Origin of the sequence: Vibrio sp. B1ASS3 (genome assembly GCF_905175355.1) — a bacterium.
Taxonomy (GTDB): Bacteria; Pseudomonadota; Gammaproteobacteria; order Enterobacterales; family Vibrionaceae; genus Vibrio; species Vibrio owensii.
Map to the genome: position 1 here is coordinate 796,195 of NZ_HG992743.1, position 19,887 is coordinate 816,081.

General features: G+C 48.1%; 19 protein-coding genes and 2 pseudogenes. 11 read left to right on the forward strand and 10 right to left on the reverse strand.

The window, feature by feature from the left end:
- Position 1: 1 nt before the first annotated feature.
- The 4 genes and pseudogenes from KJB05_RS28800 to KJB05_RS22050 form a co-directional block, all read right to left on the reverse strand.
- Entirely contained in the window at positions 2–700 is a 699-nt protein-coding gene (locus KJB05_RS28800) for a cbb3-type cytochrome c oxidase subunit I (RefSeq protein WP_244868333.1), read from the reverse strand.
- Positions 631–1,410, reverse strand: a pseudogene (locus KJB05_RS28805) (cbb3-type cytochrome c oxidase subunit I); the annotation flags it as partial. The pseudogene KJB05_RS28805 and the gene KJB05_RS28800, both read right to left, overlap by 70 nt.
- 15 nt (positions 1,411–1,425) lie before the next feature.
- Complete coding sequence (locus KJB05_RS22045) at positions 1,426–1,788, reverse strand: cytochrome c (RefSeq protein WP_020197235.1); 363 nt, start codon at positions 1,786–1,788, stop codon at positions 1,426–1,428.
- A gap of 386 nt (positions 1,789–2,174) precedes the next feature.
- Positions 2,175–2,345 carry a hypothetical protein gene (locus KJB05_RS22050; RefSeq protein WP_009704664.1) on the reverse strand — a complete coding sequence of 57 codons (171 nt, stop codon included), beginning with the start codon at positions 2,343–2,345 and terminating at the stop codon, positions 2,175–2,177.
- A gap of 344 nt (positions 2,346–2,689) precedes the next feature.
- Here KJB05_RS22050 and KJB05_RS22055 point away from each other — a divergent pair, with 344 nt between their 5' ends.
- Both KJB05_RS22055 and KJB05_RS22060 read left to right on the forward strand, forming a co-directional pair.
- Entirely contained in the window at positions 2,690–3,568 is an 879-nt protein-coding gene (locus KJB05_RS22055; RefSeq protein WP_005440674.1) for a DMT family transporter, read from the forward strand.
- Between the two features lie 74 nt (positions 3,569–3,642).
- Complete coding sequence (locus tag KJB05_RS22060) at positions 3,643–4,194, forward strand: DUF2301 domain-containing membrane protein (protein WP_045402558.1); 552 nt, start codon at positions 3,643–3,645, stop codon at positions 4,192–4,194.
- Here KJB05_RS22060 and KJB05_RS22065 read toward each other — a convergent pair.
- The 5 genes from KJB05_RS22065 to KJB05_RS22085 form a co-directional block, all read right to left on the reverse strand.
- Complete coding sequence (locus tag KJB05_RS22065; RefSeq protein ID WP_208444710.1) at positions 4,191–5,087, reverse strand: hydroxymethylglutaryl-CoA lyase; 897 nt, start codon at positions 5,085–5,087, stop codon at positions 4,191–4,193. The genes KJB05_RS22060 and KJB05_RS22065 overlap by 4 nt on opposite strands.
- On the reverse strand, positions 5,084–5,929 hold the full coding sequence (locus tag KJB05_RS22070; RefSeq protein WP_208444709.1) for an enoyl-CoA hydratase-related protein: 846 nt from the start codon (positions 5,927–5,929) through the stop codon (positions 5,084–5,086). The genes KJB05_RS22065 and KJB05_RS22070 overlap by 4 nt, the downstream gene beginning before the upstream one ends.
- A gap of 25 nt (positions 5,930–5,954) precedes the next feature.
- Entirely contained in the window at positions 5,955–7,559 is a 1,605-nt protein-coding gene (locus KJB05_RS22075; protein ID WP_208444708.1) for a carboxyl transferase domain-containing protein, read from the reverse strand.
- Positions 7,560–7,580: 21 nt separating this feature from the next.
- Positions 7,581–8,750, reverse strand: coding sequence for an isovaleryl-CoA dehydrogenase (locus KJB05_RS22080; protein ID WP_208444707.1), 1,170 nt, complete (start codon positions 8,748–8,750; stop codon positions 7,581–7,583).
- A 115-nt stretch (positions 8,751–8,865) separates the two neighbouring features.
- Positions 8,866–9,249, reverse strand: coding sequence for a MerR family DNA-binding transcriptional regulator (locus KJB05_RS22085; RefSeq protein WP_009704658.1), 384 nt, complete (start codon positions 9,247–9,249; stop codon positions 8,866–8,868).
- A gap of 290 nt (positions 9,250–9,539) precedes the next feature.
- Here KJB05_RS22085 and KJB05_RS22090 point away from each other — a divergent pair, with 290 nt between their 5' ends.
- From KJB05_RS22090 to KJB05_RS22130, 9 genes and pseudogenes are all read left to right on the forward strand, one after another.
- Entirely contained in the window at positions 9,540–10,751 is a 1,212-nt protein-coding gene (locus tag KJB05_RS22090; protein ID WP_208444706.1) for a thiolase family protein, read from the forward strand.
- 36 nt (positions 10,752–10,787) lie between these two features.
- A complete protein-coding gene (locus tag KJB05_RS22095; RefSeq protein WP_208444705.1) occupies positions 10,788–12,281 on the forward strand; it encodes a CoA-acylating methylmalonate-semialdehyde dehydrogenase in 1,494 nt (497 codons plus the stop codon).
- A 17-nt stretch (positions 12,282–12,298) separates the two neighbouring features.
- Entirely contained in the window at positions 12,299–13,453 is a 1,155-nt protein-coding gene (locus KJB05_RS22100; protein WP_208444704.1) for an acyl-CoA dehydrogenase family protein, read from the forward strand.
- Between the two features lie 73 nt (positions 13,454–13,526).
- Entirely contained in the window at positions 13,527–14,315 is a 789-nt protein-coding gene (locus KJB05_RS22105; RefSeq protein ID WP_020197246.1) for an enoyl-CoA hydratase, read from the forward strand.
- An 8-nt stretch (positions 14,316–14,323) separates the two neighbouring features.
- Complete coding sequence (locus KJB05_RS22110) at positions 14,324–15,448, forward strand: enoyl-CoA hydratase/isomerase family protein (RefSeq protein ID WP_208444703.1); 1,125 nt, start codon at positions 14,324–14,326, stop codon at positions 15,446–15,448.
- 11 nt (positions 15,449–15,459) lie between these two features.
- Complete coding sequence (gene mmsB / locus KJB05_RS22115; RefSeq protein WP_208444702.1) at positions 15,460–16,365, forward strand: 3-hydroxyisobutyrate dehydrogenase; 906 nt, start codon at positions 15,460–15,462, stop codon at positions 16,363–16,365.
- A 59-nt stretch (positions 16,366–16,424) separates the two neighbouring features.
- Positions 16,425–17,183, forward strand: a complete 759-nt coding sequence (locus KJB05_RS22120) for an SDR family oxidoreductase (protein ID WP_208444701.1) — start codon at positions 16,425–16,427, stop codon at positions 17,181–17,183.
- Between the two features lie 189 nt (positions 17,184–17,372).
- Positions 17,373–17,465 (forward strand): annotated as a pseudogene (locus tag KJB05_RS22125) (protoheme IX farnesyltransferase); the annotation flags it as partial.
- Between the two features lie 264 nt (positions 17,466–17,729).
- Positions 17,730–18,824, forward strand: a complete 1,095-nt coding sequence (locus KJB05_RS22130; protein WP_208444700.1) for an NADH:flavin oxidoreductase — start codon at positions 17,730–17,732, stop codon at positions 18,822–18,824.
- 75 nt (positions 18,825–18,899) lie between these two features.
- On the opposite strand, the gene KJB05_RS22135 is transcribed toward KJB05_RS22130, so the two are convergent.
- Positions 18,900–19,796 carry a LysR family transcriptional regulator gene (locus tag KJB05_RS22135; RefSeq protein ID WP_009704647.1) on the reverse strand — a complete coding sequence of 299 codons (897 nt, stop codon included), beginning with the start codon at positions 19,794–19,796 and terminating at the stop codon, positions 18,900–18,902.
- Between the last annotated feature and the right edge of the window lie 91 nt (positions 19,797–19,887).

A 19,887-nucleotide genomic window follows, 5' to 3' on the forward strand; every position in this document is an offset into this window, starting at 1 on the left:
CTTATGCCTCCTTTGCCACTAACATCGATGGAGAACGCACGGTTTTGTACAAGTTGAATGCCATCAGGAATAAGCCAAGTACAAAGAGTGCACCCCCAAAGAACCGCAGGAACAACCATGGCGCTTTGAAGTTCATGGCTTCAATAAAGCTGTAAACCAGTTCGCCATTCTCGTTCTGAGTTAGCCACATGTAGCCTTCGCCAATGCCAGCAACCCATAGCGCGATGGCGTAAATCGCAACACCAGCATGCGCTAGCCAGAAATGCCACTTGATCAAACGCTTCGACCACAACTCGGTTTTGTTCCATAGACGAGGGATGAAGTAGTAGAACACCGCTATACCGGACATGCCTACCCAACCTAATGCCCCAGAATGAACGTGGCCGATGACCCATTCAGTGTTGTGCGCGAGCATATTGAACCAACGAATCGCCAGTAGAGGCCCTTCAAATGTAGCCAAGCAGTAGTAAAGAATGGCCGAGAAGAAGAACAGGCAAATGTAATCAGACTTGAGCTTCTCTTTGTTTTGAAGCAGCGTCATCGCACTGTTGAAAGCGCCAGCCCAAGATGGTAGCCAAAGAATGAGTGACATGATGATGCCGATGTTTTGCACCCAAATAGGTACCGATGAATAAACCAAATGGTGGGTACCTGCCCAAGTGTAAAAACCAACCAAGCCCCAAAAGTGGATAACAGACAAGCGGTAAGAGTAAATAGGGCGGTCTGCGGCTTTGGTATGAAGTAATAGTTCATACCTATCACACCTGCAGTCAGTAAGAAGCCCACTGCATTGTGACCCCACCACCATTGCACAATGGCGTCTTGCGCTCCGGCAAACACAGAATAGGACTTCATCAGAGAGACGGGCATAGCCAGATTGTTCACGATGAAGATCATCGCTATCACAATGATAAAGGCGGCGAAGAACCAGTTGGCAACGAAGATATGATCAACTTTCCGCTTGGCAATCGTGCCAAAGAACAACACTGCGTAGAGCACCCAGACTAAGACGATAAGAAGGTCGATCGGCCACTCTAACTCAGCGTACTCTTTTGATGTTGTGTAGCCTGCGGGCAGACTGATTAACGCCAAAAAGAGTACCAGTTGCCAACCCCAGAAAACCATCCAAGATAAGCTTTGGTTAAAGAGATTACAGCGTCCGGTGCGTTGAGCGATGTAGAGAGAGGTACCCATCAAAATGTTGACGACAAAGCCATATATCACGCCGGAAGTGTGTAGCGGTCTGAGTCGACCGAATTGGAAGTATTGAGAATCGAAGTTGAGTACTGGCCAATACAACTGTGCCGCGAGGATCACACCAATGATCATCCCGACGATAGCCCAAACTAACGATGCCAACACAAAATACTTCACAACTTTGGTGTTGTATTGAGTTGCTGCTTGTTCCATAAGAACGCTCCTCGTTTAAGGTTGAGCTTCTTTGCCTAGCTGAGAGTAATAGTGGGCAATGTCTTCAATGTCTTGATCAGAAAGCGCGTCGGCCTGCTGTTGCATTAGCACTGCGAGACCACTGGTTCGCTCCCTTGCTTTGTAGTCCTTTAGGGAAGAAATCAGATAGGTTTTGTTCTGGCCGCGTAAGTTTGGGTACGCATCAATGGTCGATATGCCATCGACACCATGACAAGTCATACAAACTTTCGCTTTTTCTTTGCCGACTTCGAATTGCTCATCACCTTCTGCAGCAAAGGTGAGGGGAGAGAAGCACACAGCGGCGACGAGAGCCGTCCTCAAAGCTGCGCTCATGTTTTGGGTGTTCTTTAATCTCATCACTGATTCCCTAGTAATTTGAATGCGTGTTTCACTAACTTGGGCGCTGATATTCCAGATTTTCACTGTTATTGGTGGCGTGAATGCACTGGCGTATTTTTTATAGTTGTAGGTTAAAGAGTAAGCAGGTACTGGCAATATCGCTACGTACGAGCCGATTTAGTTGTGAATTTAATTACTAATACGTGTGAGGCTTGTGGATTGGACAAAATCAATCTCAATAAAACTAAAGTGAAAAGAATCGCTTAGCGATACACATGTGAAAAGTGGTGAGTTTTATTGAATTAGAAGCGTTAAGCGGCGGTTTTGGAAAGAAGGCGTGAAATTGAAAACCGCTCATGATTTGAGGCAAGAGCGGTTGTGAAAGAGAGAGTTATAAAAACAAACTAACGTCCACGGTACATCATCATGTCGTAGATATGAGTGATGGAAATTGGGTCAGCCTCGATGCTGCCGATGCGTAATGAAGAGACAAGATTAAACAACGAACCAAGCACCATTGGCGCCAGAATAAGCAGGGCGATCAGAATGAAAAAGAGTACGGTTGAGTGTCTCATAAAGCACCTCCTGTCGTCTGTTCTACTGTGTTCCGATTTTAGCATTTTGAACACCAACAGATGATGAGATTATTCCGTATATTATTTGAGCTAAAACCTGATTGTGAGCGTTTTCGTTAACCACATAAACCACAAAAATAATGAAGGGATTTCACAGCAATTTACTCGATGAGAAGCATGTCACAATGTATACTGTGAGCGTTTCGCAAACGTTAACTTCCTCCAATCTAATTACACATCCTGTCAGCATTTGCGATGCAAATATAACTAGCTATCACGCATTAAAATCAATGATAAATAAACCCCTGACGAATCCCTCGCAGGGTCTTTTTTTGTGAGTAATTATGTTTAACTCAGAACGCAAAGCTGCATTCGTGCTCGTCGCTACTACGATGATCGCGGCATTAGGGTGGATCTTCTCCAAAGAAACCATTCAAGGTCTCCCACCATTCGGATTTATCGGTCTGCGATTCACCATCGCGTCACTGTGTTTGTTGCCTCTGTGTATCAAACCACTTCGTGCTGCCAATAAGAAAGATATTTTTGCCGCGGCAGGCGTAGGTGTGCTTTTAGGTGGCGCACTGATGTGTTGGATCTACGCGATTTCAATCAGTGACACGTTAGGTGAGGGCGCATTCATCATGAGCCTGTCAATGCTGTTCGTACCCATTGTCGCTTGGATTATGTTTCGTCAAAGACCTCAAAGAATTTTTTGGGTTTCACTGCCGATCGCGATTCTTGGCCTAGGATGTTTGTCTTTGGCTGGTGGTTGGCAACAATCTAGCAGTCAGCTTTGGTTCTTGGGCGCGGCTTTGATGCTCGCTTTGCACTTCAACGTAAACAGCAAGTATTCGCAAAAATTGCCTGTGTTGTTGCTAACCTGTATTCAGCTGTTCGTCACGGGTTTGATTGGTTTGCTGATTTCATCGTTGGTGGAAACGGTGCCAACAGAGGTAAGCACATCTATCTGGATTTGGTTTGCGTTGAGCACGCTTTTGGCAACCAGTCTACGTTACGTGATGCAAACCATGGGGCAAAAGTTTGTCCAAGCGGGTAACGCTGCACTGATTATGATCCTTGAACCTGTCTGGACTGTAATTCTGAGTGTGATTTGGTATGGCGAAGTGCTGACCTCTAATAAACTTGTCGGCTGCGCACTTATCTTATTCTCTTTGGTGATCTACCGAACTGGCGGTAAACTTCGCTTTCCCAAACGGGCGTAATTAAGTTTATAGAGCCAACGATTTCACCCTCGTTGGCTTTTTGTTCCTTTTCATTTCTAGGCAGGATGCTTTCCATGGCAAACACAGAACATCAAGAGACGCTGGATTCACTCGATAAAATCAGCGTGTGCTTGTATCGCTTTGGTATTACTTTGTTTGCTATGGCGCTGCTTGTTTTTTCGGTTCTTGTCTCTGGTGCAATTTCTAGTTCACCATTGGTTTACCAAACCTCAGTCATTGCGCTTTGTGTGGCTGGTGCGTTATCTGCCGCGAACGTTCACGTTTACAGCAAACACGTACGTGCCGTGATCAGTTGGGCGTCTTGGATTGGTTTGGTATTGATGGTGAGTGACTTGGAGTTTCAGCGCACTTGGTTAGGGCTTGGCTTTATCTTTGTGACCTTTTCGGGCATTGCGCTTAAAGAGTCTTTTTGCTTTAAAGTGCCAGGCTTGAAGATGGTGCCCGCGTTTCTCGCTGTAGCAACGTTTGCATTATGGTTTAACCTTCCAATCCTTGCTGCCATTACTATGTTGTTGGCTGGATTAGTCATGGGCTTTCTGTCTTTTGCTAAGTGGCGTATGCCGCTGCATTTTGATATCGGTATCAAAGCGAATTACGAGATCTAGTGCTGCTTTAACGCCAGTGAGACTTTTGAGGTCGGCTGGCGGTTTAACTCTTCGCTGATCATCCATCCGGCTTTTGCCAGCAACTCCAAATCTACTCCGGTCTCGATTCCTAAGCCTTGGCAAAGGTAGAGCACATCTTCGGTGGCAACATTACCTGACGCGCCATGAGCATAAGGGCAGCCACCAAGCCCAGCCACACTACTATCGATGGTATTGATGCCCATCGTTAAGGCTTGGTAGATATTCGCCAATGCTTGTCCCCATGTGTCGTGAAAATGCACCGCAAGCTTGTGGGTTGGGACTTTTACTTGCACGGCTTCTAACATTTTAGCGATGCGTATCGGCGTGCCTGTACCTATGGTGTCTCCAAGTGAAACCTCATAGCAGCCTAATTCCATCAGTAGGTTGGCGACTCTTGCGACTTGCTCGGGCTTGGTTGGTCCATCGTACGGGCAATCTGCCACGCAAGATAAGTAACCCCGAACGGGAATGTTATGCTTTGCTGCCAATTCCATTACTGGTTCAAAGCGGGTAAGACTATCCGCAATCGAGCAATTGATATTGTGTTGGCAAAAGCCCTCCGATGAGGAGGTGAAGATGGCGACTTGGGTAGCGCCGGCTTCCAATGCTTTCTCAAAGCCTTGCACATTAGGCGTTAGTGCTGAGTAGATGACGTTGTGGCGGCGGGTGATTTTCTTCATCACATCAAGCGAATCCGCCATTTGAGGTACCCATTTAGGCGACACAAAAGAGCCTGCCTCAATATGGGTGAGCCCTGTATCCGAGAGCAGGTCGATTAAGCGGATCTTGGCTTGCGTGGACACCGGTGATTCGTTTTGCAGACCGTCTCTCGCACCTACTTCGACAATATTTACCTTGTTTGGCAAATTCATTTTTTGCCCTTAGTTGGCTTGTTTATCCAACCCGGTTCTCGTTTCTCCAGAAAGGCTTGCAAGCCATCTTGTCCTTGCGGCGATACGCGAATGTCGGCGATAAGTTGGCTCGTGTACTGGATAAGCTGACCATCAATCGGATTTTGGTGGCATTGATGACACAAGGCTTTGGCTTTTCGCATCGCATCTGGGCTATTGATCAGCAACGAATCAATCAAGCTTTCTACCACGGCTTCGATTTTATCCAGCTTATGAACCTCATGCACAATGCCAAACTTTTCTGCTTTGTCAGCGTTAATTACTTCGGCGCTGAGTATGTAACGACGAGCTTGACGGTTGCCCATCGCTCGCATGACATAAGGAGAGATGGTTGCGGGAACCAGCCCCAGTTTGACTTCACTCAAGCAGAACTTCGCATTCTCCGCTGCGATTGCGATATCACAACAACAGATCAAGCCCAATGCACCACCAAAAGCGGAACCTTGCACAACCGCAATAGTAGGCTGAGGGAAAGCGTCCAATGTATGCATCAGACGTGCAAGGTTCTGCGCGTCTTCTAGGTTTTGCTTTCTGGTGCTACTTGCCATGGATTTCATCCAATTCAAATCAGCCCCAGAGGAGAAATGTTTGCCGTTTCCTCGAAGCACTAAGCAGCGAACATCAGTACGCAAGGCGAGGTAATCCAGTCTGTGGATCAGCAGATCAATCATGCAAGCATCAAACGCATTGTGCTTCTCTGTGCGATTGAGTGTAAGCGTTGCGACGCCGAATTCATCGACGTTCCAAAGTACTTCATCTTGTCGTTGGGTATTGGGGATAATACTCGGTTGATGATCCTGCATGTGACGTCCTTTCTTCTCTACATTGCTACATTCTGAATATGCCAAAGTTGCTGTCAGGAATTGGCGCATTGAGCGCGGCTTTTAAGGCTTGAGCCAATACTTGACGCGTCTCTTTCGGGTCGATAATGCCATCATCCCATAAACGCGCACTGGCGTAGTAGGGATGCCCCTGAGACTCATACAAGTCTACGATAGATTCTCGGAATGCACTTTCTTCGGGCTCTGGCCATTCTTCACCTTGGCGTTTTTTCACTTCTCGTCGCACTTGAGTGAGCACGCCTGCGGCTTGTTCTCCACCCATTACTGAGATTCGTGCGTTTGGCCACATCCACATCATGGTTGGGTCATAAGCACGACCGCACATGCCGTAGTTGCCTGCACCGTAAGAGCCGCCAATAATCACGGTGAACTTAGGCACATCCGCACACGCAACCGCCATCACCAGTTTCGCGCCGTGCTTGGCAATGCCTTCCGCCTCAAGCTTTTTGCCCACCATAAACCCAGTGATGTTTTGCAAGAACAGTAGGGGAATTTTGCGTTTGGCACACAGTTCAATAAAGTGCGCGCCTTTCTGTGAGGACTCAGAAAACAAGATGCCGTTGTTTGCCACAATGCCAATCAGATTGCCGTGGATTCGCGCAAAGCCACATACTAAGGTCTTGCCATAAAGTGCTTTGAATTCATCAAAATCTGAGTCATCGACCACACGAGCGATGATCTCTCGAACATCAAAAGACAAGCGCAGATTCGCATTGACGATGCCATACATCTCTTCTGCGTCATAACGTGGTGGCAAGACGGCTCTGTCGCTTTGGACAGGGAGTGATTGATTGGTATTGGAGACAGCTTCGCGCGCAAGCTGCAATGCATGTTGGTCGTTTTCCGCGTAGTAATCGGCAACGCCAGACTTGCGACAATGCACATCGGCACCGCCTAATTCTTCATCGGTGACGATCTCTCCGGTTGCGGCTTTTACCAGCGGGGGACCTGCTAAGAAGATGGTGCCTTGTTCTTTGACCATAATGGAAACGTCCGCCATCGCAGGTACATAAGCGCCACCAGCGGTACAAAGCCCCATAACCACTGCGACTTGAGGGATACCTTGTGCAGACATTCTGGCTTGATTGAAGAAAATACGTCCGAAGTGCTCCTTATCAGGAAAGACTTCCGCTTGATGAGGGAGATTTGCGCCACCAGAATCCACCAAATAGACGCAAGGTAATTGGCAACGTTGAGCGATCTCTTGCGCACGCAGATGCTTTTTAACCGTGAGTGGATAGTAGGTGCCGCCTTTGACGGAAGGATCATTGGCGATCACCATGCATTGAATGCCTTCAATGGTGCCAATGCCCGCGACGACACCTGCGCATGGAATTGATTCTTCGTAGACGTTCCACGCGGCGAATTGTCCGACTTCAAGAAACTCGCTGCCTTCATCTAAAAGGAGCATGACACGCTCACGAACGGGCAGTTTCCCTTTCAGGCGCTGGCGGTCGATGGCTTTTTGTCCGCCACCTTGCTTGATGGCTTTAATATTGGCATTAAGGTTGTTTACCAACTCGGTCATGACCGCTTTATTCGACAAAAACAGCTCGTCGGTTGGCTTGGTTTTACTTTTAATGATTGCCATAGTGACTTCCTTGTCGGTGGGTTAGCGAGACTCTTCGAACAACTCTCGTCCAATCAGCATGCGGCGGATTTCAGAAGTGCCAGCACCAATCTCATACAATTTGGCGTCACGGAGTAAACGCCCAGTCGCGTACTCGTTGATGTAGCCATTACCGCCCAATAGCTGAATAGCATCGAGGGACATTTGTGTGGCAAGTTCGGCGCTGTAAAGGATAACGCCAGCGGCATCTTTACGTGTACATTCTCCTCGGTCACAGGCGGCTGCGACAGCATAAACATAAGCTTTGGCGGCGTTCATGCGTGAATACATGTCAGCGAGCTTTCCTTGCACGAGTTGGAATTCACCGATGGATTTGCCGAACTGCTTGCGGTCATGAACATACGGAACCACTTCGTCCATACAGGCTTGCATGATGCCAAGCGGTCCAGCTGCTAATACCACGCGTTCGTAATCCAAGCCACTCATCAACACTTCGACACCACGGTTTAACTCTCCTAAAACATTTTCTTTTGGCACGACACAATCTTGGAACACCAATTCGCAGGTGTTGGAGCCGCGCATACCAAGTTTGTCGAGCTTCTGTGCATGGTTAAAGCCTTCAAACTCTCGCTCAATAATGAAAGCGGTGATGCCGCGAGAGCCGCCATTGGGATCGGTTTTCGCGTAAACCACTAAGGTATCGGCGTCGGGCCCATTGGTGATCCACATTTTGTTGCCGTTCATTAAAAAGTGGTCGCCTTTATCTTCGGCTCGTAGCTGCATACTAACCACATCAGAACCTGAGTTCGGCTCACTCATGGCTAGTGCACCGACGTGAGAACCATCAATGAGTTTAGGTAGGTACTTTTCTCGTTGAGCAGGAGAGCCATTGCGAAAGATTTGGTTAACACAAAGGTTGGAATGCGCGCCGTAACTGAGCGCGACAGACGCCGAAGCTCGGCTGATCTCTTCCATCGCGACAACGTGAGCAAGATAACCCATGCCTGCACCGCCAAACTCTTCGTCGACGGTTACGCCGAGCAAACCCATTTCACCAAACTTGGACCACAAATGATTGGGGAATTGGTTATCGCGGTCGATGTCTGAGGCGATGGGGGCGATATGCTCGGTGGCGAACGCATTGACGTGGTCTCGGAGCATATCGATGGTTTCACCAAGCCCAAAGTTGAGTGGGGTGTAGCTGCTTTTCATAACATTTCCCTGTTGAAAGTACTGCGTTTATTAGTACGGATAAGGTTCGAGTTACACTGCTTGGGCTTGGAAATTATGGTTATTCTTGTTTGTTTTCGTCGTTACAAGTTTTTAGTTATTGGCTGTTAGTTTTATTGTCGCTTAGCGCTTGCTTGCATCGCTCTTTGGCGGTTTCTAGCTCGTTCATTACAACGCTAATATCATCCAGTTGTTGCTGTAAGTGCGCTTGTTTTTCATCAATAATGGTTAGCATTTTAAGCAGCTGTCCATCGCTTTGTTGGGTATCGTAAAGCTCGAACAACTCTCGAATTTCCGCAAGCGAAAAGCCCAATCGCTTACCACGTAAAATCAGCTTGAGACGGATCTTATCTCTGCGTTGATACACGCGAATGTTGCCTTTTCGTTCCGGCTCTATCAGCCCGACATCCTCATAGAAACGAATGCTTCGGGTCGTGATGTCGAACTCTTTGGCGAGGTCACTTATCTTGAATTTATCCACTCGGTTTTTCCCTCTAATGAATAGTTTTGGCTTCTTAAAATCCCTTCAAGCCTTGAACTAAACGGGCTAGCTAAAAGCATGAGAGTAAAATTGTGTTGTTATTAATGTGTTTCTTTACGTTAACGTAAATGTTAGTGCTATGCTTACGTAAACGTCAAGAAAGCACAGTGCGAAAATTCATCGTTTTATGAGAGGCTGGAGTGATACCACATTCTGTGTGAAAGCTCCGTGGTAGCAGGTGTGAGAGATGAGTTCGTGAACTGTGAATTATCGTCAGAAGGGACGAAATCATGGGAAACGACATCTGGATTGTCAGTGCAAAGCGAACGCCAATCGGGCGCTTTCAAGGTCAGTTACAAGGTTATTCAGCGCCTCAATTAGGGGCATTTGCTATCAAAGCGGCAATGGACGCGAGCGGAGTTAGCGAAGTCGACGAAGTCTATATGGGCTGCGTACTACCTGCAGGGTGCGGACAAGCACCAGCCAGACAAGCAGCGCTAGGTGCAGATCTTCCGCTGACGACAGGCTGTACCACCATCAATAAAGTGTGTGGCTCTGGCATGAAAAGCGTCATGCTGGCTCACGATCTTATCAAAGCGGGCAGCATTCGCAGCGCCATCGCTGGTGGTATGGAAAGCATGACCAATGCGCCGTATCTGCTTAAAGAAGCACGTAATGGCATGCGAATGGGTCACCAATCTACCTATGACCATATGTTTCTCGACGGTCTTCAAGATGCGTATGAAGGGCACTTGATGGGAGTCTATGCGCAACAAACGGCTGACCGTTCTGAATTTACCCGTGAACAAATGGATGAATGGGCAATCCTATCCGCGACCAGAGCGCTGGAAGCGCAAGAGCAGCGTCTGTTTGACGACGAAATCTCGCCGATAGAAATCACGACTCGTCATGGCGCTTCAACTTTGGATTACGATGAACATCCACGCTCCATCAAGCTCGACAAGATCCCTCAACTCAAACCTGCGTTCGATACGAACGGCTCGGTGACGGCTGCAAACTCTAGTGCGATTTCCGATGGCGCAGCTGCCTTAGTATTAATGGACTCGCAGGTAGCACAGCATCAAGGTTTAACGCCATTAGCAATCATCAAAGGGCACTCGACCCACGCCAGAAAGCCCACCGAATTTACCCTCGCGCCCGTCTTTGCAATAGAGCAGTTGTTATCTCAACTCGATTGGTCAGTGGACGAGGTCGATCTTTGGGAGATCAACGAAGCTTTCGCCGTTGTCACGCAAATCGCGGTACGCCAGTTAGGCATCGATAAAGACAAAGTAAACATCAAAGGCGGTGCGTGTGCGCTTGGGCATCCAATTGGCGCAAGTGGAGCTCGTATTTTAGTGACCCTCATTCATAGCCTGCGCCAACTGCAATCGCTTGGTGTAGATGGCGACAACAACAATAAAAAGGTGATGCGAGGTGTTGCATCACTGTGTATCGGTGGTGGTGAAGCCACTGCTATTGGTATCGAGATACCGCTTTAATTCCAATTACGACAAACGTTAACAAAGGACTAGATTATGACTCGCACGGTTCCCTTATTCATCGATGGTGAGTTTCGTGAATCTCAAGCAACGGATTGGGTAGAAGTGACAAACCCTGCCACCAATGACGTGATTGCGCGCTTGCCATGCGCAACGGATGAAGAGATGCACGCGGCCATTGAGAGTGCAAAAGCCACCTTTACCTGTTGGAAAGATGTCGCTGTTTCGGAGCGTGCGCGTTTAATGCTGCGCTACCAACACCTACTGAAAGAACATCATGATGAATTGGCGACGCTGCTGTCTCACGAGACGGGCAAGATCTTTGCGGATGCAAAAGGGGATGTGTGGCGTGGTATCGAAGTGGTTGAGCAAGCTGCCAATATCGCCAGCAACATGATGGGAGAAACCGTCGAGAACGTTGCGACCGATATCGACAGCTACTCGCTGATTCAACCGCTTGGGGTGTGCTGCGGCATTACGCCGTTTAACTTCCCTGCCATGATCCCTTTGTGGATGTTCCCAATTGCGATTGCGAGCGGGAATACCTTTGTCCTGAAACCTTCTGAACAAGTGCCGCTAACGTCCATTCGCTTGGCTGAGTTGTTCGAAGAAGCGGGTGCACCAAAAGGTGTGCTGCAAATCGTGCACGGTCGTAAAGAGCAAGTCGACTTGTTGCTGAAACATCCCGACATCCAAGCCGTTTCTTTCGTTGGTTCTGTACCCGTAGCGCAATACATCTACATCACAGGCACACAGAACTTCAAACGTGTTCAAGCCTTTGCTGGCGCGAAAAACCACATGGTAGTAATGCCAGATGCGAACAAAAACCAAGTGGTGAACAACTTAGTTGGCTCTTCGGTTGGTGCGGCAGGGCAACGTTGTATGGCGATATCCGTTGCGGTGTTTGTAGGCAGTTCGAAAGAGTGGATTGCCGATTTAAAACAAGAAATGGCGAAAGTGCACCCCGGAGCTTGGGATGACGAAAATGCCGCGTATGGTCCTTTGATCAGCGCACAAGCAAAACAGCGCGTACTTAGTTTGATTGAAGAAGGCAAACAACAAGGCGCGGTGTGTGAACTTGATGGTAGCCAATGCGAAGTCGAAGGCTTCCCAGAGGGTAACTGGGTTGGTCCAACCTTATTCAGTGGCGTCACCACCGAAATGTCGATTTACACCCAAGAAATCTTCGGACCTGTTTTGGTGTGTATTGAGGTCGACACGTTACAAGAAGCGATAGATCTCGTAAATCGCAACCCATACGGCAATGGCACCTCTATCTTCACTGCGAATGGTGCGGCGGCGAGAAAGTATCAACATGAGATTCAAGTCGGACAGGTAGGTGTGAACGTTCCGATTCCCGTGCCTTTGCCATTCTTCTCATTTACGGGGTGGCGCGGCAGTTTTTACGGTGATTTGCACGCCTACGGCAAACAAGCGGTGCGCTTCTACACCGAGACCAAAACCGTGACGGCTCGTTGGTTTGATGACGATATCCCAATCGGTCCAAACCTCACTATTAACTTGCGCTAACGAAGTAAGGAGCTCATATGGATTTTGAACTCAACGAAGATCAACGTATGTTTGCCGACACCGCTCAGCAGTTTGCGGCAGAGCGTTTAGCGCCAATGGCAGCAGAGTGGGATGAGAAACAAATCTTCCCGAAAGACATTCTTCGAGAGGCAGGAGAACTCGGTTTCTTGAGCCTCTACACCCCAGAAGAGCAAGGTGGTTTGGGATTAAGCCGTTTGGATGCGTCTATCATTTTCGAGCAACTCTCCATGGGGTGCACATCGACCACCGCGTTTATGACCATTCACAACATGGTGACTTGGATGGTTGCGAGCTTTGCAACTGATGAAGTGAAAGACACGTTTTGCCCAAAACTCATTACGGGTGAATTTCTCGGATCTTATTGTTTAACCGAGCCAAACGCAGGCTCGGACGCGGCGTCTCTAACGACTTCTGCGACTAAGCAAGGCGAGAACTACATTCTCAATGGCGGCAAAACCTTTATCTCCGGCGCAGGCGATACTGAGGTTTTAGTCGTGATGGCGAGAACCGGCGATGCAGGTGCGAAAGGCGTATCTGCGTTTGTTGTCCCCGCCGATGCAGAAGGGATTAGCTACGGACGTAAAGAGCCGAAAATGGGTTGGAACAGTCAGCCTACACGCGCGGTGACTTTCGACAATGTTTCTATTCCTGCCTCACATTTACTCGGTGAAGAGGGGCAAGGGTTTGTGTTCGCCATGAAAGGTTTGGATGGTGGACGCATCAACATTGCGACCTGTTCTGTCGGTACGGCTCAACAAGCGCTGAATCAAGCGGCAAAGTACATGCAAGAACGTAAACAGTTCGGCAAATCATTAGCTCAATTCCAAGCATTGCAGTTCAAACTGGCAGACATGGCAACCGAGCTTGTCGCTGCTCGCCAACTGGTACGTTACGCCGCCAGCAAGTTAGACCGAGGTGACCCAGACGCCACGACTTATTGTGCCATGGCAAAACGCTTTGCAACCGATGTTGGTTTTCAAGTTTGTGACCAAGCACTGCAACTTTACGGTGGCTACGGTTACATCAAAGAATACCCAATGGAGCGCTATTTCCGTGATGTTCGAGTACACCAAATTTTGGAAGGTACTAACGAGATCATGCGGTTGATCATCGCGCGTCGATTGCTCGCAGAGGAGTCGGCATTGCTATAAATGCGCCGACAAGCTCTGCTTTTATTCATAAAGCTCAGGTCATTTTCACCAAGAAAGGAAAGGATTCAGAGATATGTCACTAACAGAACAACAAGCGATTCAACATACCATCAGCAATCATGTTGCGGTGGTGACCATGAACAACCCGCCCGCCAATACTTGGACGTCACAAAGCTTAACCGCGTTGAAAGAGTTAGTGCTGGCGTTAAACGACAATAAAGACGTTTACGCTCTAGTGCTCACAGGGAATGGTGAGAAGTTTTTCTCTGCAGGTGCAGACCTCAAGTTGTTTGCTGATGGCGATAAAGCGGTTGCGTTAGAGATGGCGCGTATCTTTGGCGAAGCCTTTGAAACGCTCTCTGCATTTCGAGGGGTTTCTATCGCTGCCATCAACGGTTACGCCATGGGAGGCGGATTAGAAGTCGCATTGGCATGTGATATTCGTGTGGTGGAAGAGCAAGCTGTGCTGGCACTGCCAGAGGCGAAAGTGGGCTTATTGCCTTGTGCTGGTGGTACGCAAAACCTAACCGCATTAGTCGGTGAAGGTTGGGCGAAACGCATCATATTGTGCGGCGAACAAGTCGGTGCAGCACAAGCGCGAGAACTTGGCTTAGCGGAAGAAGTGGTGGAAAAAGGTGGAGCGCTTAATAAAGCCATTGAGCTTGCAGAATCGGTTGCCAATCAATCGCCTTCTTCGGTAACCGCGTGCAAAGCGCTTATCCAAAACATGCGTTCAGCGCCACTCAAACATGGTCTGATTAAAGAGCGAGAACTGTTTCTAAACTTATTCGATACCGAAGATCAAACCGAGGGGGTTCGTGCCTTCTTAGAAAAACGTAAACCCAACTGGAAGAATCAATAGGAGGTCGCATGACAGGGAAAGTAACCATTAGCGAAATAGATTGCTTAGACGGCGTGCACCGAATTGGTATCGCGATGTTAGACAATACGGCTTCTTTGAATGCGCTGACTTACGACATGTTGGCAGAGCTCAACGACCAACTTATCGAATGGCAAGATGACCCTGATTTGGTGTGTGTCATCCTCAATGGAGCGGGTGAAAAAGCGTTTTGTGCAGGGGGCGATGTACGAACCATGTACCACGTCATGCACGAGAAAAGCAAAGAAGAAACCGCAGAGTTCTGTTCTAACTACTTCTCGCTCGAATACGAATGCGATTACCTGATTCATACCTACCAAAAGCCAATCATTGGCTGGGGAGAGGGCATTGTGATGGGCGGCGGCATGGGCTTGTTTATGGGCACCAGCCACAGGGTCGTCACCCCTAAATCTCGTCTCGCGATGCCAGAGATCAATATCGGTCTTTACCCAGACGTAGGTGGCACTTGGTTCTTAAGCCAAATCGACCCAGAGGTAGGTTTGTTCCTTGGTCTAACTGGTGCAATGGTGAATTCAAGTGACGCTGTCACTATAGGATTGGCGGAATGGTTGCTGCTGGAAGAGCAATATCCCGCACTGTTAGAAGAACTAAAACAAGTCGATTGGAGCTCTGCCGATGCCAAATCACTCGTCAGTGCGTTACTTCAATTGATGGAAGATCAAGTCATCGACAGCAAGCCGACAACTCAGATTTGCCCTTATCTCGACCAAATTAAAGAAGCCTGCAAAGGCTATGACTTAAATCAGATTGCCCAACGTATTCAAGCAATGGAAGGCGAGACTCAATGGCTTGAGAACGCACAAAAATCGTTTGTTGCGGGCAGTCCAATCACCGCACATATCTGTTTTAGACAAGTCAAAGAGTACCACCGTTTGTCGTTGGCGGATTGTTTCCGTCTAGAGCTTACCTTGTCAGTTCGCAGCGCATTACTCGGTGAGTTTGAAGAGGGCGTGCGCTCTCGATTAGTTGATAAAGATGGCAATCCAAAATGGATGTTTAACAGCGTCAGTGAAGTCGATGAGAGCGTCATCGACACCTTGTTCACTTCTCTTTGGTCAGAAGAGGAACATCCACTTGCACAGCTAGGAAAATAAGGAGAAACAACATGAGTACCATTGCATTTATTGGCTTGGGCAACATGGGTAGTCCAATGGCACAAAACCTATTGGCGTCAGGGTTTCACGTGCAAGTGTTCGATGTGGATGTGAATGCGGCGAGGCAACTCGAACCGTTTGGCGCAGTGGTCGCCAGTACGCTAGAAGAAGCCGTAGATGGCGCAGGAACAATCATCACCATGCTACCAGCAGGTGCACACGTGCGCGCGGTGTATTTGGGGGATTTACACGGTGGTGTCGGTCTTCTCAACATTGTGCAGGACAACGCATTGCTGATTGACTGTTCGACCATCGATCCAGATTCCGCACGCTTGGTGGCGAACGAAGCTCAGAACAAACGACTGTTGTTTGTCGATTCTCCCGTCTCCGGTGGTGTAGCAGGTGCAAAAGCAGCAGCGCTGACCTTTATTGTTGGTGGCTCGGATGAGGCGTTCTCCAAAGCCAATGCGATCTTGCAATACATGGGCAAGAACGTGTTCCACGCTGGTAAAGCGGGCGACGGTCAGATGGCAAAAATCTGTAATAACCTGATGTTGGGTATCTTGATGTCGGGAACCTGCGAGGCGCTCAATCTCGGTATTGACCATGGTCTCGACCCGAAAGTCTTATCCAATATCATGCTGCAAAGCTCTGGTCGAAACTGGGCGTTGGAACTCTATAACCCATGCCCCGGTGTGATGGACTCTGCACCAGCGAGCAATCAATACAACCCAGGCTTTATGAGCAAGTTGATGCTAAAAGATCTCGGCTTAGGCTTGGATGCGGCGCTGCAAACCAACTCTTCTGTTCCGATGGGCTCTTTGGCTCGTAATCTTTATGCATTCCATAACGCAGCAGGTCATGCAGAACTCGATTTCTCTAGCTTGTTTGAATTCTATAAGAACCAGAAGGGCTAACGGAGATATTTCCTATCAGGCGTTTGAGCATGGAAGTTATCCAGTAATGGAGTACAGATATGGATTTAAAAAACAGTGTCATTGCAATCACAGGTGCGGGGCAAGGACTAGGACAGATGATGGCGGTCAGCCTTGCTCAAGCGGGCGCGGATTTAGCATTGTTAGATGTTAACGAAACGGGACTGCTGAATACCCAAGAACAGTGCCGGATGCTCAGTGCCAAAGCATTGATCTATCGACTTGATGTGACCAATGAATCTGAAGTGGAGGATACCTTTAATGAGATTCTTCAAGACTTTGGGCAGCTAAATGGCTTAGTTAATAACGCTGGCGTTTTGCGAGATGGATTGTTAGTCAAAGCCAAAGACGGCGAGATCACCAAGATGTCGCTTGAGCAGTTCAACCTAGTGATGAACGTCAACGTCACAGGCACCTTCTTGTGTGGTCGAGAAGCGGCAGTCAAAATGATCGAGAGTGGCTCGAAAGGCGCCATCATCAACATCTCCAGCGTGGCGAGAGCGGGCAATATTGGGCAAACCAATTACTCTGCCTCTAAAGCAGCCGTCGCAACCATGGCAACAACATGGGCAAGAGAACTCGCCAGATACGGCATTCGCGCTGCTGCTATTGCACCCGGAGTCATCAAAACGGCGATGGCAGACCAAATGAAGCCAGAAGCCATAGACCGACTGCAAAAGATGATACCTGTCGGAAGGATGGGGGAGACGAGCGAGATTGCTCATGCCGTAAAATACATTCTCGAAAACGACTATTTCACTGGGCGGGTGCTCGAAGTGGATGGCGGAATAAGAATGTAGGGCTAGATCACTTTTCCCCTTATAGCGAGCGCTAGTTAAGTAGCGCTCGTTTCGTTTTAGTGACTTCATTCGATTAACAATTGAACCAAATAACGCTTCAAAAAAGTGCCTAGTATTAATCTGGTAAATTGGATTGCATGATTAGTTGTTTGTGCTGGAAATGCCATGTCAATAGTATGTGAATTCATAACTAAAGTGGTGTTTAAGATGTCGTTATTGGTTGTAATGGGCATCAGTGGCGTGCTTGGTTTAGAGTTGATTCCATTGCCGTTTATTCATTAAAGGAAAGTAAATCTGAGTTAACGATTGATGCCATCAGTAGTAGTGGTGAGAACAAAACCAATGAATGCGGAATCGGTGATCTATCTCACCAAACCTTAATCCAGATTAAAGTTTTGCCGCAGTTTCGGCGGTAAGGTTCGCGTCGCTCATCGCACTGAACAGAAATTCAGAGAAGGAACAGCCATGCTTTGTGTATCGCTGTTCCTTTTTCGTTCCTGCCCGGTAGTGATGCATCTAAAAAGACAGATTTTAAGAGGACTGGACTTGAGCATTTTGTTTTCAGAAGCCCGCATTGGCAACATGACACTAAAGAACCGCTTTGTACGTAGTGCAACGTGGGAAAATATGGCGACAGAAGACGGTCACATGACTGAGAAGTTGTACGACATTTATGAAGAACTTGCCAAAGGTGAAGTGGGTCTGATTGTTACTGGTTACGCAAACATCGTAGAAGAAGAGAAGCCGAACGCAGGCATGATGGGGATCTACAACGACTCTTTCATCGATGAATACAAAAAACTGACTGACCTTGTCCATGAGCATGACTCTAAGATCGTCATGCAGATTGCTTACGGCGGCACAAAAACAACATTCAATGTTGGCGAGCGTGTGATTTTTGCTCCAAGTGAAGTGCCAGAACGTGGCACCAAAACGGAAGGCAAAGCGATGACTCAAGATGAGATCGACTACATCGTTAAAGCATTTGCGCTAGCGAGTAAGCGTGCACAAGATTCTGGCTTTGATGGTGTAGAAATCCACGCGGCGCACACGTACCTAATCAACCAGTTCTTGAGCCCATATTACAATCGTCGCGAAGACCAATACGGCGGCAGCCTTGAGAACCGCATGCGTTTCCTTATGGAGATCTATGCCGAAACACGCAAGCTAGTTGGTGATGACTTCCCAATTCTGGTGAAACTGACAGCAACGGAGTTCTTCGATGGTGGTTTGACGTTCGATGAAACGCGCATTGTTTGTAAGAAGCTAGAGGAAGTGGGCGTGGATGCGATCATTGTATCGGGTAACATTCATGGCAACGCAAGCACCATGGTAGGTGAATCGTTCGACGGTTACACGCTACAAGAAGAGGGCTACTTCCACGAGTACGGGCAAGTGATCAGTCAAGATGTGAACGTACCTGTGATTACCGTAGGTGGCTTAAACGACTTCTGTGCGATCGAAGATTTGGCTGAAAACACCAAGATCCAATTCTTCGCGCTTTCTCGTCCGTTATTGGCAGAGCCACAATTGATCAAGCGCTGGAAAGACGGTAACCGCGCCGAAGTGGACTGCGAACGTTGCTCTAAGTGTCGCACCAAGCGCGGCAACTTCTGCGTGGTTTACAAGCGCAGAAAGTAACGTGTTCTGACGTATAAAATTTAAAAAGCCCCTGATGCTTAACGTGTCAGGGGCTTTTTTAGTTGTGAGTTATGCCTACGCAGTTTCGACTTCTTCTTGGTAGTTCAAGTAGTGAATGCACAAATCATGAAACGCTTTTGCCTGAGGGGAGATGGTTCTATCCGTCAGAGTAAAGATGCCAACTTGCCTCTCCAAAGGCGGATCGATCAGTGGAATCCAAACCAGCCGAGTTTCGTTGGTCGGAAACGCTAATTTTGGCAAGGTGGTGACACCAATACCAAGTTCAAGAACGGAGAACAAAGACGTAATGTTCTCCACGGAATACAAAGCTTGTTCACTTAGCGCGCGTGCAGGCGTGGGATCGAGTAAGGTGCAAGTTCCGTTTCGAATAAAAGGTTGTTCTAACAGCGTTTGCCACTCAATCCCTTCTGGATGCTGAGCGATAGGGTTGTCCTTCAAACACACCACGCCAATGGGGTCAGAGATTAGCGGGGTAAACTCGATACCGCCTTCGTCTAAATGTGATGGGTTACCTAACGCTAAATCGACTTCACCTGATAACAAACGCGCTTCAACCCCAGCGGCGTTATCATCAATCAAACTGACTTCTACGTTTGGGTGTTGTTCGCAGAATGCGCCGAGCACACTAGGAATCAGCTTGGCTGCAACAGAAGGGACACTGGCGATGCGTACTCGACCTTGTTGTCCTGCAGCGGCGGCTTTTAGATCGTTATCAAGGGCGTTATAGATGTTGAGAAACTGAATGATCTTAGGCAAGCAGATCTCACCGAATGGAGTGAGTTTGGATTTGTTGCCCGGCTCAAATAGGGTTTGACCGAGTATTTTTTCCAGTTCTTTGATTGACGTTGACAGCGCAGCCTGAGAACGGTTCGCTCGATGTGACGCCGCTCTAAAACCACCTTCCTCGACCACCATCACAAAATGCTTTAATTGTTGAAGCTTGATACTCATGGCGAAACCTCTGCAATCCCTTTATTTACCTTAGTTTTAATAAGGTGATAGATTTTTCTTATCAAATGTAAAAAATTTACCGTTCGATTTA

Excerpts from the sequence above, each read along its gene's own strand:
- KJB05_RS22045 (WP_020197235.1), bottom strand. The coding sequence starts at position 1,788 with ATGAGATTAAAGAACACCCAAAACATGAGCGCAGCTTTGAGGACGGCT.
- KJB05_RS22050 (WP_009704664.1), bottom strand. The coding sequence starts at position 2,345 with ATGAGACACTCAACCGTACTCTTTTTCATTCTGATCGCCCTGCTTATT.
- KJB05_RS22055 (WP_005440674.1), top strand. The coding sequence starts at position 2,690 with ATGTTTAACTCAGAACGCAAAGCTGCATTCGTGCTCGTCGCTACTACG.
- KJB05_RS22060 (WP_045402558.1), top strand. The coding sequence starts at position 3,643 with ATGGCAAACACAGAACATCAAGAGACGCTGGATTCACTCGATAAAATC.
- KJB05_RS22065 (WP_208444710.1), bottom strand. The coding sequence starts at position 5,087 with ATGAATTTGCCAAACAAGGTAAATATTGTCGAAGTAGGTGCGAGAGAC.
- KJB05_RS22070 (WP_208444709.1), bottom strand. The coding sequence starts at position 5,929 with ATGCAGGATCATCAACCGAGTATTATCCCCAATACCCAACGACAAGAT.
- KJB05_RS22075 (WP_208444708.1), bottom strand. The coding sequence starts at position 7,559 with ATGGCAATCATTAAAAGTAAAACCAAGCCAACCGACGAGCTGTTTTTG.
- KJB05_RS22080 (WP_208444707.1), bottom strand. The coding sequence starts at position 8,750 with ATGAAAAGCAGCTACACCCCACTCAACTTTGGGCTTGGTGAAACCATC.
- KJB05_RS22090 (WP_208444706.1), top strand. The coding sequence starts at position 9,540 with ATGGGAAACGACATCTGGATTGTCAGTGCAAAGCGAACGCCAATCGGG.
- KJB05_RS22095 (WP_208444705.1), top strand. The coding sequence starts at position 10,788 with ATGACTCGCACGGTTCCCTTATTCATCGATGGTGAGTTTCGTGAATCT.
- KJB05_RS22100 (WP_208444704.1), top strand. The coding sequence starts at position 12,299 with ATGGATTTTGAACTCAACGAAGATCAACGTATGTTTGCCGACACCGCT.
- KJB05_RS22105 (WP_020197246.1), top strand. The coding sequence starts at position 13,527 with ATGTCACTAACAGAACAACAAGCGATTCAACATACCATCAGCAATCAT.
- KJB05_RS22110 (WP_208444703.1), top strand. The coding sequence starts at position 14,324 with ATGACAGGGAAAGTAACCATTAGCGAAATAGATTGCTTAGACGGCGTG.
- mmsB (WP_208444702.1), top strand. The coding sequence starts at position 15,460 with ATGAGTACCATTGCATTTATTGGCTTGGGCAACATGGGTAGTCCAATG.
- KJB05_RS22120 (WP_208444701.1), top strand. The coding sequence starts at position 16,425 with ATGGATTTAAAAAACAGTGTCATTGCAATCACAGGTGCGGGGCAAGGA.
- KJB05_RS22135 (WP_009704647.1), bottom strand. The coding sequence starts at position 19,796 with ATGAGTATCAAGCTTCAACAATTAAAGCATTTTGTGATGGTGGTCGAG.